12 protein-coding genes and 1 pseudogene are annotated in these 14096 nt (G+C 63.4%); 6 read left to right on the top strand and 7 right to left on the bottom strand.

Annotated elements, in window-relative coordinates; translation table 11 throughout:
* Nucleotides 1-34: 34 nt before the first annotated feature.
* Nucleotides 35-1372: a serine/threonine protein kinase gene (locus LZC95_29555; protein WXA90591.1), complete on the bottom strand. Its 1338-nt coding sequence runs from the start codon at nucleotides 1370-1372 to the stop codon at nucleotides 35-37.
* Between the two features lie 172 nt (nucleotides 1373-1544).
* On the opposite strand from LZC95_29555, the gene LZC95_29560 reads away from it, so the two are divergent.
* The gene (locus LZC95_29560; GenBank protein WXA90592.1) at nucleotides 1545-2372 is read left to right on the top strand and encodes an MBL fold metallo-hydrolase; all 828 of its coding nucleotides are present in this window, start codon (nucleotides 1545-1547) and stop codon (nucleotides 2370-2372) included.
* A gap of 24 nt (nucleotides 2373-2396) precedes the next feature.
* Nucleotides 2397-3842 carry a sigma-54-dependent Fis family transcriptional regulator gene (locus LZC95_29565; GenBank protein WXA90593.1) on the top strand — a complete coding sequence of 482 codons (1446 nt, stop codon included), beginning with the start codon at nucleotides 2397-2399 and terminating at the stop codon, nucleotides 3840-3842.
* A 4-nt stretch (nucleotides 3843-3846) separates the two neighbouring features.
* On the opposite strand, the gene LZC95_29570 is transcribed toward LZC95_29565, so the two are convergent.
* Both LZC95_29570 and LZC95_29575 read right to left on the bottom strand, forming a co-directional pair.
* Nucleotides 3847-5163, bottom strand: coding sequence for an MFS transporter (locus tag LZC95_29570; GenBank protein ID WXA90594.1), 1317 nt, complete (start codon nucleotides 5161-5163; stop codon nucleotides 3847-3849).
* Nucleotides 5164-5293: 130 nt separating this feature from the next.
* Nucleotides 5294-6139 carry a metal-dependent hydrolase gene (locus tag LZC95_29575; protein WXA90595.1) on the bottom strand — a complete coding sequence of 282 codons (846 nt, stop codon included), beginning with the start codon at nucleotides 6137-6139 and terminating at the stop codon, nucleotides 5294-5296.
* 70 nt (nucleotides 6140-6209) lie between these two features.
* Between LZC95_29575 and LZC95_29580 the strand changes: the two genes are divergently transcribed.
* Nucleotides 6210-6929, top strand: coding sequence for a TetR family transcriptional regulator (locus LZC95_29580; protein WXA90596.1), 720 nt, complete (start codon nucleotides 6210-6212; stop codon nucleotides 6927-6929).
* 19 nt (nucleotides 6930-6948) lie between these two features.
* On the opposite strand, the gene LZC95_29585 is transcribed toward LZC95_29580, so the two are convergent.
* The 3 genes from LZC95_29585 to LZC95_29595 form a co-directional block, all read right to left on the bottom strand.
* A complete protein-coding gene (locus LZC95_29585; protein ID WXA90597.1) occupies nucleotides 6949-7311 on the bottom strand; it encodes a YciI family protein in 363 nt (120 codons plus the stop codon).
* Between the two features lie 126 nt (nucleotides 7312-7437).
* The gene (locus tag LZC95_29590; protein WXA90598.1) at nucleotides 7438-8772 is read right to left on the bottom strand and encodes an alpha/beta fold hydrolase; all 1335 of its coding nucleotides are present in this window, start codon (nucleotides 8770-8772) and stop codon (nucleotides 7438-7440) included.
* Nucleotides 8773-8827: 55 nt separating this feature from the next.
* Nucleotides 8828-9958, bottom strand: a complete 1131-nt coding sequence (locus tag LZC95_29595; GenBank protein ID WXA90599.1) for a BamA/TamA family outer membrane protein — start codon at nucleotides 9956-9958, stop codon at nucleotides 8828-8830.
* A gap of 168 nt (nucleotides 9959-10126) precedes the next feature.
* Here LZC95_29595 and LZC95_29600 point away from each other — a divergent pair.
* Nucleotides 10127-10219, top strand: a pseudogene (locus LZC95_29600) (TetR family transcriptional regulator).
* A gap of 575 nt (nucleotides 10220-10794) precedes the next feature.
* Nucleotides 10795-11649 carry a hypothetical protein gene (locus tag LZC95_29605; GenBank protein ID WXA90600.1) on the top strand — a complete coding sequence of 285 codons (855 nt, stop codon included), beginning with the start codon at nucleotides 10795-10797 and terminating at the stop codon, nucleotides 11647-11649.
* 1 nt (nucleotide 11650) lies between these two features.
* Here LZC95_29605 and LZC95_29610 read toward each other — a convergent pair whose 3' ends face one another.
* Nucleotides 11651-12661, bottom strand: a complete 1011-nt coding sequence (locus LZC95_29610) for a cyclase family protein (protein ID WXA90601.1) — start codon at nucleotides 12659-12661, stop codon at nucleotides 11651-11653.
* A 362-nt stretch (nucleotides 12662-13023) separates the two neighbouring features.
* Between LZC95_29610 and LZC95_29615 the strand changes: the two genes are divergently transcribed.
* Nucleotides 13024-14085 (top strand): hypothetical protein, encoded by a 1062-nt coding sequence (locus tag LZC95_29615; GenBank protein WXA90602.1) that lies wholly within the window; start codon nucleotides 13024-13026, stop codon nucleotides 14083-14085.
* Nucleotides 14086-14096: the final 11 nt, after the last annotated feature.

Consider the following 14096-nt stretch of genomic DNA (forward strand, 5'->3'; position numbering starts at 1 on the left):
GCGCATTCCCCGAGGCTCCATAACTCGCCGTAACCTACAATCGCTCGTCGTAGGGATTGCGTGACGTCTTCGGTGCGGACGGCTTCGTCTTTCGCGCCGCGGGAGGCGACGCCGACGGCGCTGCGCTCGGCGACACCGCAGGCGCGGCACTGGCCGATGCCGGCGCACCCTCGATGACGGGCGCCGCCGAAGCTGCGGAAACGGCGGACGCGGAAGGAGGTGGCTCCGGGATCGGCGCTCGCGGCGAACGCATCACCGCCAAGAGAACGAGCGCCAGGACGAGCACCAATGCACACGCGACCATGGCCACGACGAGCCACGCAGTGGGAAAGCGCCGCGCCGGCTTCTCGGGCAACGGCACCGTGAGCTCGCTCCTCACGGCAAGCGTGCGGCTCAGAGGAATCGTCTCGCCGCCGACGCTCGCCGGCGGCCGGAGATCGCGCACGACGTCCAACGTCTCCCCCATGCCCAACGTCGCATCGACCCGCCGCTTGCGCAGGGCCGAGCGTTCGCGAAGGGCCGACTCGAAGAACGAGGCCACGTCGCCCGGCGTCGTCGACAAGTGGCATTCGTCCATCACCGATTCGATGGCCCGCCCGAGCTCGTGCGCCGTCCCGAAGCGACGCTCGCGCGCGGAGGCAACGGCCCGCTCCACGACGCGCCGGCACGGAGCGGGCATCTCGATGGGGAGAAGCTCGCGCAACACGACGCCGAGGCTCCAAATGTCGGAGCGGCGATCGGTGTGGCCCGAGATCCGCTCCGGGGCGATGTATTGGATCTTGCCGCGCAGCGAAGACATATCCGGCGTACGCTGCGAGCTCGCCGGGCGATTCACGATTTTCGCGATGCCGAAGTCGGCCAGCTTGGTGATGCCGCGCGAGGTGACCAAAATATTGTGCGGCGAAATATCGTTGTGGACGATGCAGGCGGGCGCGCCGTTCTCGTCGCGCATCTCGTGGGCCGCGTGCAGGCCGGCGCAGACGTCCGCCACCACGCGCAAGGTTATCCCGATGGGAATGACGGCATGCCCCGTGCGTTCCATGTCCCGCCGAAGCGCGTGGAGCGATTCCCCCTCGACCCATTCCATGACGACGTACAGCGAGCCGTGGTGTTCGCCCAGCTCGAACGTCTGCACCACGTTCGGGTGCTCGATCTTCGCCGTGATCCGGGCCTCGTTGAGCAGCAGGGCCCGAAAGCGCGGCTCGGCGGCGAACTCCGGCAAAATCGTCTTGATGGCCACGAGCTTCTCGAAGCCATGTTTTCCGCGCAGCATGGCGGCCCAAACCGAGCCCATACCTCCCCGCCCCACCTCGTACAGAAGCTCGTAACGATCGAGTCTCCGGCTTACGACGAGGTCAAAAGGGGCAGGCATCGGTATCCATTACGTCGCGCGACCGAAGATTCTACCACGTCGCCCATGCCACCAAGCCTCGAGCGCCCCAATCCGGAGCACCCAGGTGCTCCAAATTGGTGCAACCGCCCTCGCCTGCAGCTCTTTTCGCCTCGAAATCGGCGTGGCATCCCCCTCGCTAGGGCATGTGTGCATGAGAATCCGATTTTGGGGCGTTCGCGGGAGCATTGCTTCACCGGGGCCTGCGACGGCGGGGGTGGGCGGCAATACCAGTTGCGTCGAGGTCTCGTGTGAAAACGAGCGCTTCATCCTCGACGCAGGCACGGGACTGCGCGGACTCGGGGATGCCATGCTCGCGCAATCTTCCAGGCCGGCGATGGAGGCCACACTGCTCCTATCGCACGTGCACTGGGATCACATTCAAGGTTTGCCCTTCTTCGGGCCGGCGTACGCGCCAGACATGAAGCTGCGTATCGTCGGCGGCAAGAATGGCAAAATGGGATTGCGCGAAACGCTGGCGCGCCAGATGACCGATCCCGTGTTTCCCGTCCGGCACGACGAGCTGCGCGCGTCCATATCCATCGAGGAAGTGCAGGCCGGCGACAGCTTTCGCGTCAACGATGCCACCGTGCGTGCGGCCAAGGGTAACCATCCCAATGGGGTCCTGGCCTACCGCATCGAGTGCGGCGGGCGCTCGGTGGTGTACGCCACCGACACCGAGCACTTCGCCGGCACCGATCCGCAGCTTCTCGAGCTGGCCCGCGGGGCCGATGTTCTCATTTACGATTCGCAATACACCGACGACGAATACCGCACGTCCCGCATGGGGTGGGGCCACTCGACCTACGTGGCCGGCGCCGAGCTGGCCAAGGCGGCGGGGGTTGCACAGTACATCCTTTTTCATCACGACCCGAGGCGGAACGACGACCAAGTCCTCGAGCTGGAGGCTCGGGCGCGTGAGCTCTTCGAGGGGTCGGTCGCGGCGCGCGAAGGAATGGAAATCACGCTCGACCGGGCGTAGCGGGTGGATACCATCGATGAAAGCGTGTCCTCTCGTCTTTCGCTCCTGGTGGATCTTGCCTCGCTGCTCACGCGCGAGGTCGACTTCGACGTCCTGCTCGGAACCGCGTGCGAACGGCTGGCACGCGCGCTGAATGCCGATCGGGCCACGATATGGCTGGTCGACGCCGATGCTCTGGTCACCCGCGTAGCGCTGCTGCCCGAGGTGGCGTCGCTGCGGCAGCCGCTCGACCGTGGCATCGCCGGGCACGTGGCGCGTACCGGCGAAAGTGTGCGCCTCGAGGACGCCTCCAAGGATCCGCTGTTCGATCCCACGGCGGACCGCACCACCGGGTATCAAACGCGCTCGATGCTCGTCGTGCCCGTGCGCGAGGTCGCGGGCGAGCCCATTCGCGGTGTGGTGCAGGTCCTCAACCGAAACGATGGCGTCTTCGACGAGGAGGACGAGCGCTACCTCGCCGCGCTGGCCACGCAGCTGGCTCGTGCGCTGTCGCTCACCACGTTGCGTGCGGCCGATGCTTCGCGACCCGGCGTGACGTTGCGCGGGCCGTTCAACCGCATCGTCGGCCGAAGCCGCGTGCTGGCCGACGTCTACGAGCGTGTGCAGCTCGCCGCGGAGACGGATGCGACCGTGCTCTTTCGCGGCGAGACGGGAACCGGAAAAGGGCTCTTCGCACGGGCCATTCACGTCAATGGCAAGCGCCAGGCGGGGCCGTTCGTCACCGTGGATTGCACGACCTTGCCGTCGCAATTGGTGGAGAGCGAGCTGTTCGGCCACGAGCGGGGCGCCTTCACGGGCGCCGATCGGCGGATGCCTGGCAAGGTGGAAACGGCCGAGGGAGGCACGCTCTTTCTCGACGAGATCGGCGATCTTCCGCTGGACATCCAGGGCAAGTTCCTGCGCTTTCTGCAGGAGCGCTCGTTCGAGCGGGTCGGCGGGCGGCAGACGCTCTCGGCGGACGTGCGCGTCGTGTGCGCAACACACCGCGATCTCGAGAAGGCCGTGCGCGAAGGGCGCTTTCGCGAAGATTTGTATTATCGCATCCGCGTCGTCGAAATCGAATTACCGCCGCTGCGGGCGCGCGGTGGCGAGGAGATCGAAGCGCTGGCCTTGCACTTCGCCGACACCTACGCGGCGCGGTATGGCCGGCCCGCGCCCGTGATCGATGCGGATACCCTGGCGCGCCTGCGCGAGCACGCTTGGCCGGGCAACGTGCGCGAGCTCGAACATTGGATCGAAAGCGCCGTGGTGCTCTCGCCCTCGGGTTTGCTCTCCAAGGCGCTGCTGCCGTCGCGGCCCCGTACCGAACGAGGCGCTGCGAACACGGTGGGCGTGCCTCTCGGCCTTTCGCTGGAAGAAGCCGGCCGTCGCTACGTGCTGGCCACGTTGGAGGCGTGCGACAACAACAAGGCCGAGGCCGCGCGCAGGCTCGGCGTCGGCCGAAATACCCTGGCGCGGCTACTGAAATGAGCGCTCACCGCTCGTGGAACGTGCGCTTCGTCATAATGAGGTAGAGCGACACCAGCACGCCAATCACCGAGGTGAACATGACGTAATAGCCAGGGGCCATACCCCCGAGGCGCGCGGCCATGTAGGCGATGAACGGAGGCGTCAACCCGCCGAAGATGGCGTACGCAACATTGTACGAAAACGACAATCCGGAGAAGCGCACCGCTGGTGGAAATGCAGCCACCATGACCGCGGGAATGATGCCGGCCACGCCGGTGAAGGCACCGGCAACCGAATACAGAAGGAGGAAGTTTTCCCCACCGTTGTGGAGATCGACATAGAGCGCATAGATGCTCAAAAAGAGCCCCACCGAGCCAATGAGCAACGCGCGACCGCGGCCAATGGCGTCGACCAGAATGCCGCCGCCCAGCGCGGCGAAGGTCAATGCGAGCGCCGCGAGGCTGCTGCCGACGAAGGCGCGGGATGCCTCGATGTGGAAGTTCGCTTGCACCAAGGTGGGGGTCATCAGGATCACCACCACGATGGCGCCGGTCAGCATCCAGGTGACCAACATCGATAGGAGCACGCCCGGCAAGTGATGCTGGAGAACGCGCTTCAAGGGGAGCTCTTGCACGAGCTGCTTGCTCTCGCGCATGGCGGTGAACACCGGCGTTTCACGCAACCAGCGACGCAGAAACACCGCGAAGAAGCCGAAAATGCCACCCACGAGGAACGGAATGCGCCAGGCATAGTCGAGCACTTCCGCCGCGGGGAAATGCCGATTGATCCAGGCGGCCATGAGCGAGCCGAGAAGAATGCCCGAGGTGAGTCCCGACGAGAGGCTTGCACAGGCGAAGCCGACGCGTCCCACCGGCGCATGCTCGGCCACGAAGGTCCACGCGCCGGGCACCTCGCCACCAATGGCCACGCCCTGCACGATGCGCAGGAACAACAAGAGGATCGGCGCCAGCGCTCCAATTTGCGCGTACACCGGCAAAAAGGCCACGCAGAGCGTGGGCACCGCCATCATGAACACGCTCAAGGTGAACATGCCTTTGCGGCCGCTGCGATCGCCATAGTGGGCCATGATGATCCCGCCCAACGGGCGAATCATGTAGCCGGCCGCGAAGATGCCGTACACCTGCAGCTGCGCCAGCCAGGTCGGCATGTCCTTGGGAAAGAACAATTGTCCCAATGTCTTCGTAAAGAAGACGAAAATGACGAAGTCGTAATACTCCAGGGCGCCTCCGAGCGCCGACAGCATCAAGGTATTCGCGTCCGCGCGGCCTAACTTGCGCGAGGACGCGGTGGGTACGGCGGTCGTCGTCACGTCGGAGTTCATGGTGTGCATTGTATCCGCAGCACCAACGAAGATGCGGAAATGCCATGGGAAAGAAAACCCCAGCACGACCGAATTGCGATCAAGTTAAGGTGCGACCACGTACGACCCGCCCGTTCGGCGGGCTACTGCGTCAAGTCTCAGCCCAACCCTGGGCTTGCGCCATGACACCCTCGAGTTGATCGAGCACATGGCGATTGTCCCGGTCCCAGGGGTGAAAGCCTGGGCGGAAATAAGCGGCCCACGGCTTCAGCAGATTGGGCAAAAACCGCGTTTCCGTCCACCAATGGCGCACGAACATGCGCCAGCCATCGCGATCGAGGAGCCGGCCCTCTGCACGGAGAATGCGCAAGAAGGACGGAATGGCGATGCCCCAGAAGATCCCCGTCGCAATGAGAAGGCCACCGCAGCGCATGACATAAGTGCGCGGATTGCGCCCCATCACGGTGCACCAGACGTCGAAGGCAACCGATTTGTGCTCCGTTTCCTCCAGAGCGTGCCATCTCCACATCGCCGCGAACCGCGATTCGGCACCGTCGAGTACGCGTGGTTCGGTCAGCACGGCGTCGGCGAGAATCGCCGTGAAATGTTCCAATGCAATGGTCGCCGACAACCGATACGAGCGAGGCAGCCACTTCTGCAGGCGGGCCAGGAGCCCGCCGACGAAGCGCTCGATGCCCTCGGCCTCGGGCACGGCCGCGATGAGCACCTCGTTGAGGGCCCGATGCTCGCGCCCGTGCATGGCCTCCTGCCCGATGAAGGCCGCGACCGCCTTCTTCAGCTCGGGATCGTCGATGCGATCTTTGTAATTGCGGACCGCCTCGATGAAAAAGCGCTCGCCGGTCGGTAGGAACAAGGAGAACGTATTGGCGAAATGCGACACGTGCGGGCTGCCGCGCAGCCAAGTGCCCACATGCTCGGCGGGCAGATGGAATTTCACATCGCGGCGCACGGGCATGACCTCGTTCATGAGTGACATGGGCAACTCCTCGAGCGTGGTGTACAATCGTCTACTTGAAGTCTACGAATGTCTACCACCTTGTCAACGCATGACGACCGCAACGCGAAAAACCCGGCCAAAACTCAAACGCGGTGATCCCGTGCTCGGGGGTCGCAGCAAGCTGCTCGCGGCGGCTCTGCAGCTCGCGGCGACGACGCGCAGTTGGGCGTCGATGGGATTGCGCGAGGTGGCGCGCCATGCCGGGGTGAATCCCAATACGTTCTATCGGCACTTCAAGGATTTCGACGAGCTCGGGCTGGCCTTGATCCAGCAGATCAGCGGCGAGCTTCGAAGCGGCTTGCGGGCGCGGCGGCGCAATTTGACGGGCGGGCGACTCGCCTCCCCCGTGTCGACGGAGCGTGCGCAAGAGATCGTGCGCGAGTCGGTGGCCCTCGCGCTGGACTTCGCGACCGAGTACGGCGCGGCGTACGTGGTGGCCATCCGCGAGCTGCATGGCGGTTCGCCGGTGCTGCGCAAGGCGCTGCGGCAAGTCATGGACGATCTTGCCATCGAGATGGCCGAGGACATTCTCAACCTGCTGCCCGCAGGGCTGCTCGACGAAAGGACGGTGCACGAGCTTTCGCAGATCGTGATTCGTCAAATGAGCTTTCTCTCCCTCGAGTACGTGGAGCACCCCGAGCGCCGCGACGAGCTTCGCCTGCAGGCCGAGACCTTCATTCTGATGCTCTTCATGGGCGCGATTGCCAGCCGGGATTTCGGCGCCCTCGAGGCGATTGCCTCGCGGTTTTCGTCGTCCATCGAGCATTGATGCAGCTCTAATTGAGGCCCTAGTTGAATGTCGGGCCGAAATCCTCGGGGCCAAAGACCTGGAGGATTTCGGCCTCGCCCTCCCAGCCGGCGCCGAGGACGTCCTGGTGGATCTTCATGAAGCGCGCCGCGATGGCGACGGCTTCGGCCTTCGATTTCACCTCCAGCACGACCCAGCCGGCGATGACCTCTTTGGCCTCGGCGTAAGGACCGTCGGTGGTCGTCAGATCGCCGTTCACCGCGGTAATGACCGTGCCTTTCGACGCGATTCCTCCCGTCGCAACCACGACGCCGGCGCGGATCATCTCCTGCGAGAACTTGCCCACCTCGAGCATGAGTTTCGGATCGGAAGCGATCCGCATGTCGCGATTGTTGCGTTTCATGGTCACCGTAAATCGCATGTCACAGTCTCCTCCTGAGCAACGTCGATCGAGGCGGCGCTGGATCGACAGGGTGGGCGATCTTTTTTTATCGAAGCTCAGCTATCGCAGGAAATGACGCGCCAGCGGTCAAATGTACTCGTCGAACCAATCGAACATGCGATGGTTGGCCACCGCCTGCGCCGCCTCTTGGCAATGAAGGAGGCCCGTGTCCTCGGCGTTGAAAAGCATGTAGTCCTTGGGGCAGGTCAACGCGTCGAAGAGGAGCTTGGCCTGGCCGGGCGTAAAGCTTTCGCCCGTGCCATCCATCACCAGGGTACGGGCGGTGATGCGCTGGACGACGGGCTCGTTGGTGAATTCGCGAAGCTTGAACAAGAGATCCGACGGCGATGTCGCACCGTGCTTGAACATCGCGTCCTTCATGTACCAGCGGTACAGAAACACCTGCTCCATGAGCTGGGCCATCGCCGCATCGAAGGCCGCCGGATCGCGGTCGAGCAGGGCCATGATGTCGGGGAAATTCTGATTGAACTGGTCGAAATGCGCTTTGCCCCAGTCCATGACCCCCGGATTGGGAATCAACAGCTTGATGCGCTTTTCGAACGCCGCCGCGCGCGGAACCAAGGCGCCGCCCATGCTCCAACCCAGGAGCGCCATGCGCCGCGTATCCACCCCCGCGATGCGCGTGGCGAAGTTCACCACCGGCGTCACCACCTTCTCCCAATCCGGCCGGAATGGAAGGCCGTGCTCGCGCAGCGCCATCCCCTGCCCCGGCGCATGCACGATCAAACAATGGTAGCCGCGCTCGAGCGCGCCATCGATGATGTATTTGGATTCCTCGGGCCAGGCATCCCGCCCCTGCGTAAAAATGAGAAGCGGCGCTTTGCTCCAGGCATTGGGCGAACGGAAAAAGTATCCGGGGAGCGTGCTCTTCTCGTACGGAATGCGCACCGGGTGCGCCGGAATGCGCAAAAGGAATATGGCTTTGTCGTACGCCGCCACGGCCTTGCGTCCGGTTTCCAGCACGCTCGGGTGGGTTGGCTCGGGGTGGTGGATCAGCGCCGCACGGTAATAATTGGCCGCGCGCAAATAGGCATTTCCGGAGCTAATCCAGCGGCGTTTGGCCACGCTTTGCTCGGCCATCGCGTGGATGCGATCGGCCGTGCGGACCCACTCGTTGGGCCAGCTCCACTCGTCCTCGACGCGGATGCGTGTGGCCGTATCGAGCACCTCGCCAATGTCGGCCTGCGCACTGTAGGTCGCCGCCAAGAAGTGAAGCAATTGGCTATTCATGATGGGGTCGGATAGGGATCCGAGCTCGTACCAGGGGCGTGCCTCGGAAGCGGCACTCGGCGCCGGGGCCATTCCGAGCGCGTGGGCGTTCGGCGCGCGCAACAAGGAGAGTGCGCCGCCAAGGCCGAGCGCTCCATGCAAAAAAGATCGCCGACGGAGGGCAGAGTTCATGGTCGTGCCTTTCGCAAAGGATGAAACGGGAGACTGAAACGTCCGTTTTAAAGTGTCAGAAGGCCTCGCCGACGTTCACGTAAAAATTCGGTTCGTCGCCATAAGCAATATCGAGTCGGATGTTCACCGGAACGTCCTTGATGGGGGCGAGTCGCAAACCACCGCCGGCGCCCACTTTGATGTCCGACGGGCGCACGTCGTCGATGGTGCGCGCCACCTGCCCGGCCGATACGAAGGCCACCGCGCCCAATCGCCAGAACAGCGGCATCCGGTATTCGGCTTGCGCCGTCACGTAGTTGCGATCGCGGAATTTGCCTTGGAAATACCCGCGCATGGTCGCGTCCCCACCGAGCAAACCGAGATCGTAAAAAGGGGGTTCGCCGTCGCGCATCTCGAAGAGCGCCTGCACCGCGAGCACGTGATTTTTCCACGGCATGGGGAAGTACTTGCGCGCATCCACGGTCAAGGAACGGTACGAAAAGTCGGATCCGAGCCCCGTGAGGGCCGTGCGCGCGTTCACGCGGACGATGTGGCCTCGGCGCGGGTAGATCGTATTGTCGCGCGCATCGTAAAAACCGGACACACCGAGTTGAACGATGTTGCCCCCGTCGGCTCCGCGAACGGCGCCCGATTGCAGGAGGCCGCCCGAGTCTTTCTCGGTGATGTTCGCATATTGAAACCGCACTTCCGGTCCCACGTACAAGCCTTCGAGAAGGCGCAGCTTGGGGCTGAGCGAGGCCTCGAAGGTGACCGGCGTGTACTTTTCGTCTTTCTTTCCGCTGGCCGAGTTGCCGATGCCGTAAAAGGTATTCGGAAAACGCGACGCGGCGAGCGTGCCGCCGATCTGGACATTGTCGTTCCAGAGGTACATGTCCGGCTGCATTAGAAAGGTGACCTGCCCTTTCACGGATGCCGCGAGCGCGGTGATCACCTGCGAGTCGCGCCGGCCCGAGCCCTCCGGGTAGCGGTAGACGAACATGGCCGCACCACCGAGCATGAGGCTCGTCTCGGGCGAGTAGGTCGGCGCCGCAAACGGCACCACGGCGAACTCGCCTTTGACGGGCGCGGGCGTTTCGGGGGCCGGCGTTTCGGGGGCCGGTTCCTGGGCAAATGCAGCGGGCGCAGCAACGAGGATCGCGAGAAAAGCACACAACGGGATCGCGCGGGTCACGCGTTTCAAACACATGTTTGAATCAATAGACTCAAACAGATGCTTGTCAAGCGTGCGTCGGCGACGCATGATGCGAGTATGGCGAGCGCCTCCTCGGAAAAATCGGCGAAACCAGCTGCTGGCAAACGTGACGACGTCCGCGAACGCATCATCAAGGCGACCATCGTTTGCATCGAGCGCAACGGCATCGAAGCCACCGGCGTGCGCGACATCGCCCAGGAGGCCGGCGTGAATGGCGCCGCGATCAATTACTACTTCGGCAGCAAGGACAACCTGCTGGCCATCACGTTGGAAGGCACATTGGACGAAGCCTTTTCCAATGTGCTCGACGACTTCGACAAGCTCGCACAGGAGGGGCACGGCCCTCGCCGCATCCTCGAGCTGCTCTTCGAGGATTTGATGCAGTACAACTTGCATTTCCCACGCATCGCCTATGCGCACATGCACGAGGCGCTGAGCGAACAGCGTTACGACGGCCGCGCCATGGCGCGCCTGCACGACTTCGTCGAGGGCCTCGTGCAGCGCATCCGCGCAAAGAAGTCGACGCGCAGTGAACAGCAGCTGCGCATCGCCATCACCCAAGTGTGGGCGGTGATGCTGTTCTCCGCGCTCCTTCCTCGCTTCTTCGAACGCACGGGCGAGCTCCATTTGGAACAAGCGGACGTGCGCAAGGCATTCGCCCACCAGATGGCGCGCACCATCCTTCCAGATGAAGACGAGGAGCCTCGCCGCGGATCGCGCCGCTGATATGGATGTTGCAGATACCCGAGAAGCGGGACTTCTCTATGCATGGATAAAAATGACGTCTACCGACGTCGACAACGCGGGACACATTTGGCAATAACGTTGTCATGCCGAAACGCCTTGCCGCTTGCTTCGCCGTCCTCTGTTTGATGGTCGCCTTCGCGATACCCACTCCCGCAGGCGCGGCGGGTCGCGGGCGTGACGTCATCGACATCGCCCACCGGGGCTCGTCCGGATCGGCGCCCGAGAACACCGTAGGCGCCATGAGGTTCGCCGTGGATCACCGCGCGTCGTTCGTCGAAATCGACGTGCAGCGCTCGGCCGATGGCAAGCTGGTCGTCATGCACGATACGACCATGGCGCGCACCACCAACGCCAAGGAGGTCTTCCCCACGCGCTCGCCGTGGAACATTCGCGACTTCACCTTCGCCGAGATTCGCCAGCTCGATGCCGGCACCTGGTTCTCCACGGATTATGCTGGCGAACGTGTTCCGACCCTTCGCGAGATCGTCGAGGCGGTGCGCGGGCGTGCGGGCCTTCTGCTCGAGATCAAGGCGCCGGAGCTTTACCCGGGCATCGAGGCAGAGATTCACAAAGAGCTGCAGAGCATTCCCGGCTATTTGCCCGTCGCACTGCGCCTCGGCAAGTTCGTCGTGCAGTCGTTCAACGTCGATTCGCTCCGCATCTACCACCAGATTGCCCCCGAGGTGCCGCTCGGCATTCTGCTCAGCGCACGGCCGTCGGAGGAGGTGCTGGTGGAGGCCAGCACGTGGGCCCGGCAGATCAATCCGAGTTACACGGTGACCGACCAGGCCCTCATCCAACGGGTGCACGAGCTCGGGATGACCATCAGCGTTTACACGCCCAACACCGGCCAATTGATGCGCCAGTACATCGGGCTGGGCGTCGACGGCATCATCACGAACTACCCCGGCGTGCTGCGCGACATCCTGGGCCGCTAAGCTATTTGGTCCCTTTCGTCTCCTTCGTTTCGTTCGTGGGCCGGAGCACACCGTCCTTGTCGCGCTTGAGCGGAAATTGTTGCTTCGGCAACGGCGCACCGGGTGCTTCGGCGATGGTCACGCCGTGGGGCCAATCCGGAGGGGCGATGGCCACGTAGCGCGCGTATCCGCCCGTGCCACCCTCCGGTTTGGCGAAGCCGATGGTGATGAGGGCGCCCGCCTCGGGAACTTGATCGAGGTTGGCGACGCCTTCGGCCTGGGCGAAGTGATTGTGCATCAGCCAGGACTCCCCCTCGAGGGAGGGCGTGGTGTCCGTATCCAGCGCCTCGTGGCCGTGGAAGAGGATCTTGCGCTCGAGGTGCAGGAACTTGAGCGCATCGAGCTTGATGCCCGGAAAGGGCGCAATGGCAAAGCGCTGCGGCTCGTTCCACTTCTTGTACCAATCCGAGCGAATCATGACGACGGCGCCCTCCGGAATGGTGCCATGCCGCGTTTCCCAAGATTGGATATCGGCCACGGTGCAGTGGTAGTTCGGATCGCGCGCCGCCTGCTCGTGGATGTCGATGACCACCAAGGGCCGCACGGAGAAGGTGGGCGGCAGATCGCTGATCGTCGCGCCGTATTCGTCCCAGTGCGCGGGCGGGTCGAGCTGCGTGCCGTATTGATCGGTGGTGAATTCGTAGGCGGTGGCGATGAAGCCGTGGGGCTTGTACTTGTACTCCTGCCCCTTCTTCACGAGACCGGCAACGTCATGGCCGGCGATGCTCGGTTTGAACTTGGCCGGCCCGAAGCCGGGCCACACCGGGATGCTCGGATTGAACGCGTGCGTGAGGTCGATGTACTTCGCCTGCTTCAGGGTGCTTTGGTATGCCTCCCACAGCGTGGGCGGCGCTGCAGGTTTGGGCGGCGGTGCCGGTGCGGGCGCCGGCTCGGGCGGAGGCGGGCTTTTCTGGCAAGCAGCGAGCAGGATCAGTGAAGCGGCGGCAGCAACGGCGGTCTTCATCATCGTCATGTAGGGACGAGCTTACGCCGGGCGAAGAACGTCGCACATTGCATCGAGAAAATGTTGCGACGGCGTCCAGCCCGGTCGAGGTGCACGAATCCGGCCGGTCGCAAGTTACGCTCCAGGGTCGAGCCCCTGGAATTGGTCCAAGACGGGGCGCGCAGGACCCCGCTGGTGCCCTGGCATCACCCACCCGTCCAGCGCCATACAGGCCCCCGTGGAACGTCTCGAGAGCGGAACTAAACCTCGGGTTCGCGGCCCTCGAAGCCGCGTTTTCGGAGGTCAAAAATTCAAATTTGGACCGTGCTTAATTTGAATTGAGATGCTATTATTTCATCCAATCCAATTCGCAAAACGACTGCGGAGGAAGCATGGAAGACATCGAGGTTCTCTATGCCGTGGCGTGCATTCGAAAGCGGCCAGGCATGTACGTGTTGGACGTGCACGATCGCAGCGGTCTTCATTGGCTCGCTCGAATGCTCTTCGAGGAATTCATCGAGGAACATCGCCGGGAGCGGTGCTTTCGGCTGGAGGTCACGATTCATGCTAGCGGCGCGCTGACGCTCGAGAGCGACGGGAACGTGCTCCCGCTTCATGGGAGGAAATGCGCCGAGGTCTTGCTCACCACGATCGGTTGCGCCCCATCGTGGGATATGTCCTTTGTCTGCGCAAACGCCCTGGCAGAATCCCTTTTCGTCGAGATTCGACAGGGTGGGCGGTGTTACACCCAAAGCTATCGGCGTGGCCAAGCGCAAACGCCGATGATGTGCATCGGAGCAACGGAGAAAACAGGCGTACGGCTCACGCTGCGCCCCGATCCGGAGATTTTCGACAATCCCCAATTCGACGGACATCTCGTCTCGCGCATGATGGGCGAGCAGGCCTTTCTAAATCCCGGCCTTCATTTCATATTTTACGACGAACGCAGCGGACGCCGCGAGACGTTTCATGGTCGCGGCCTGGCGGAATGGGTGACGCGTCTTACCGAAGGCCAATCCGCATTTCCAAAAGAGCCGCTGGTATTTCGGCATGCCCATCCAGGAAAATCGCTGCAGGCAGCGCTGTTGTGGACGCGTCATCGAACGCCCCGGCTCCGAGGCTTCGTCAATTTGCGGCCCGTTCCGGAGGGAGCCCACGTCGAGGGATTGGTCGAGGGCCTCGCGCAAGCGCTTCATCGCGCGAGGCTCGCACGATATGGGTATCGGGCTCCGTGGGCTGCCGAGCGGCTGAAAGAGGGCCTGGTGGGCATCATCGAAATGCGCGGGGATGCGCTCGAAGTCGGGGGTTCGTGCCGAGAACGACTGGAGGGTGCGGAAACGAAAGCGACCATCCGACAGTTCGTATGTGAAGCATTCACGGAACAACTGTCCCGCCACGAAGAGCTTTGCGTCGAACTTTGCAAGCTCACGGAGCTTTCAGCCTCTCGGGATTAGCGCAATTTCGT

This window comes from Sorangiineae bacterium MSr12523 (assembly GCA_037157775.1).
Taxonomy (GTDB): domain Bacteria; phylum Myxococcota_A; class Polyangia; order Polyangiales; family Polyangiaceae; genus Pendulispora; species Pendulispora brunnea.

Excerpts from the sequence above, each read along its gene's own strand:
- LZC95_29615 (WXA90602.1), top strand. The coding sequence starts at position 13,024 with ATGGAAGACATCGAGGTTCTCTATGCCGTGGCGTGCATTCGAAAGCGG.
- LZC95_29590 (WXA90598.1), bottom strand. The coding sequence starts at position 8,772 with ATGAACTCTGCCCTCCGTCGGCGATCTTTTTTGCATGGAGCGCTCGGC.
- LZC95_29605 (WXA90600.1), top strand. The coding sequence starts at position 10,795 with ATGCCGAAACGCCTTGCCGCTTGCTTCGCCGTCCTCTGTTTGATGGTC.
- LZC95_29560 (WXA90592.1), top strand. The coding sequence starts at position 1,545 with ATGAGAATCCGATTTTGGGGCGTTCGCGGGAGCATTGCTTCACCGGGG.
- LZC95_29610 (WXA90601.1), bottom strand. The coding sequence starts at position 12,661 with ATGACGATGATGAAGACCGCCGTTGCTGCCGCCGCTTCACTGATCCTG.
- LZC95_29575 (WXA90595.1), bottom strand. The coding sequence starts at position 6,139 with ATGTCACTCATGAACGAGGTCATGCCCGTGCGCCGCGATGTGAAATTC.
- LZC95_29570 (WXA90594.1), bottom strand. The coding sequence starts at position 5,163 with ATGAACTCCGACGTGACGACGACCGCCGTACCCACCGCGTCCTCGCGC.
- LZC95_29555 (WXA90591.1), bottom strand. The coding sequence starts at position 1,372 with ATGCCTGCCCCTTTTGACCTCGTCGTAAGCCGGAGACTCGATCGTTAC.
- LZC95_29580 (WXA90596.1), top strand. The coding sequence starts at position 6,210 with ATGACGACCGCAACGCGAAAAACCCGGCCAAAACTCAAACGCGGTGAT.
- LZC95_29585 (WXA90597.1), bottom strand. The coding sequence starts at position 7,311 with ATGAAACGCAACAATCGCGACATGCGGATCGCTTCCGATCCGAAACTC.
- LZC95_29595 (WXA90599.1), bottom strand. The coding sequence starts at position 9,958 with ATGTGTTTGAAACGCGTGACCCGCGCGATCCCGTTGTGTGCTTTTCTC.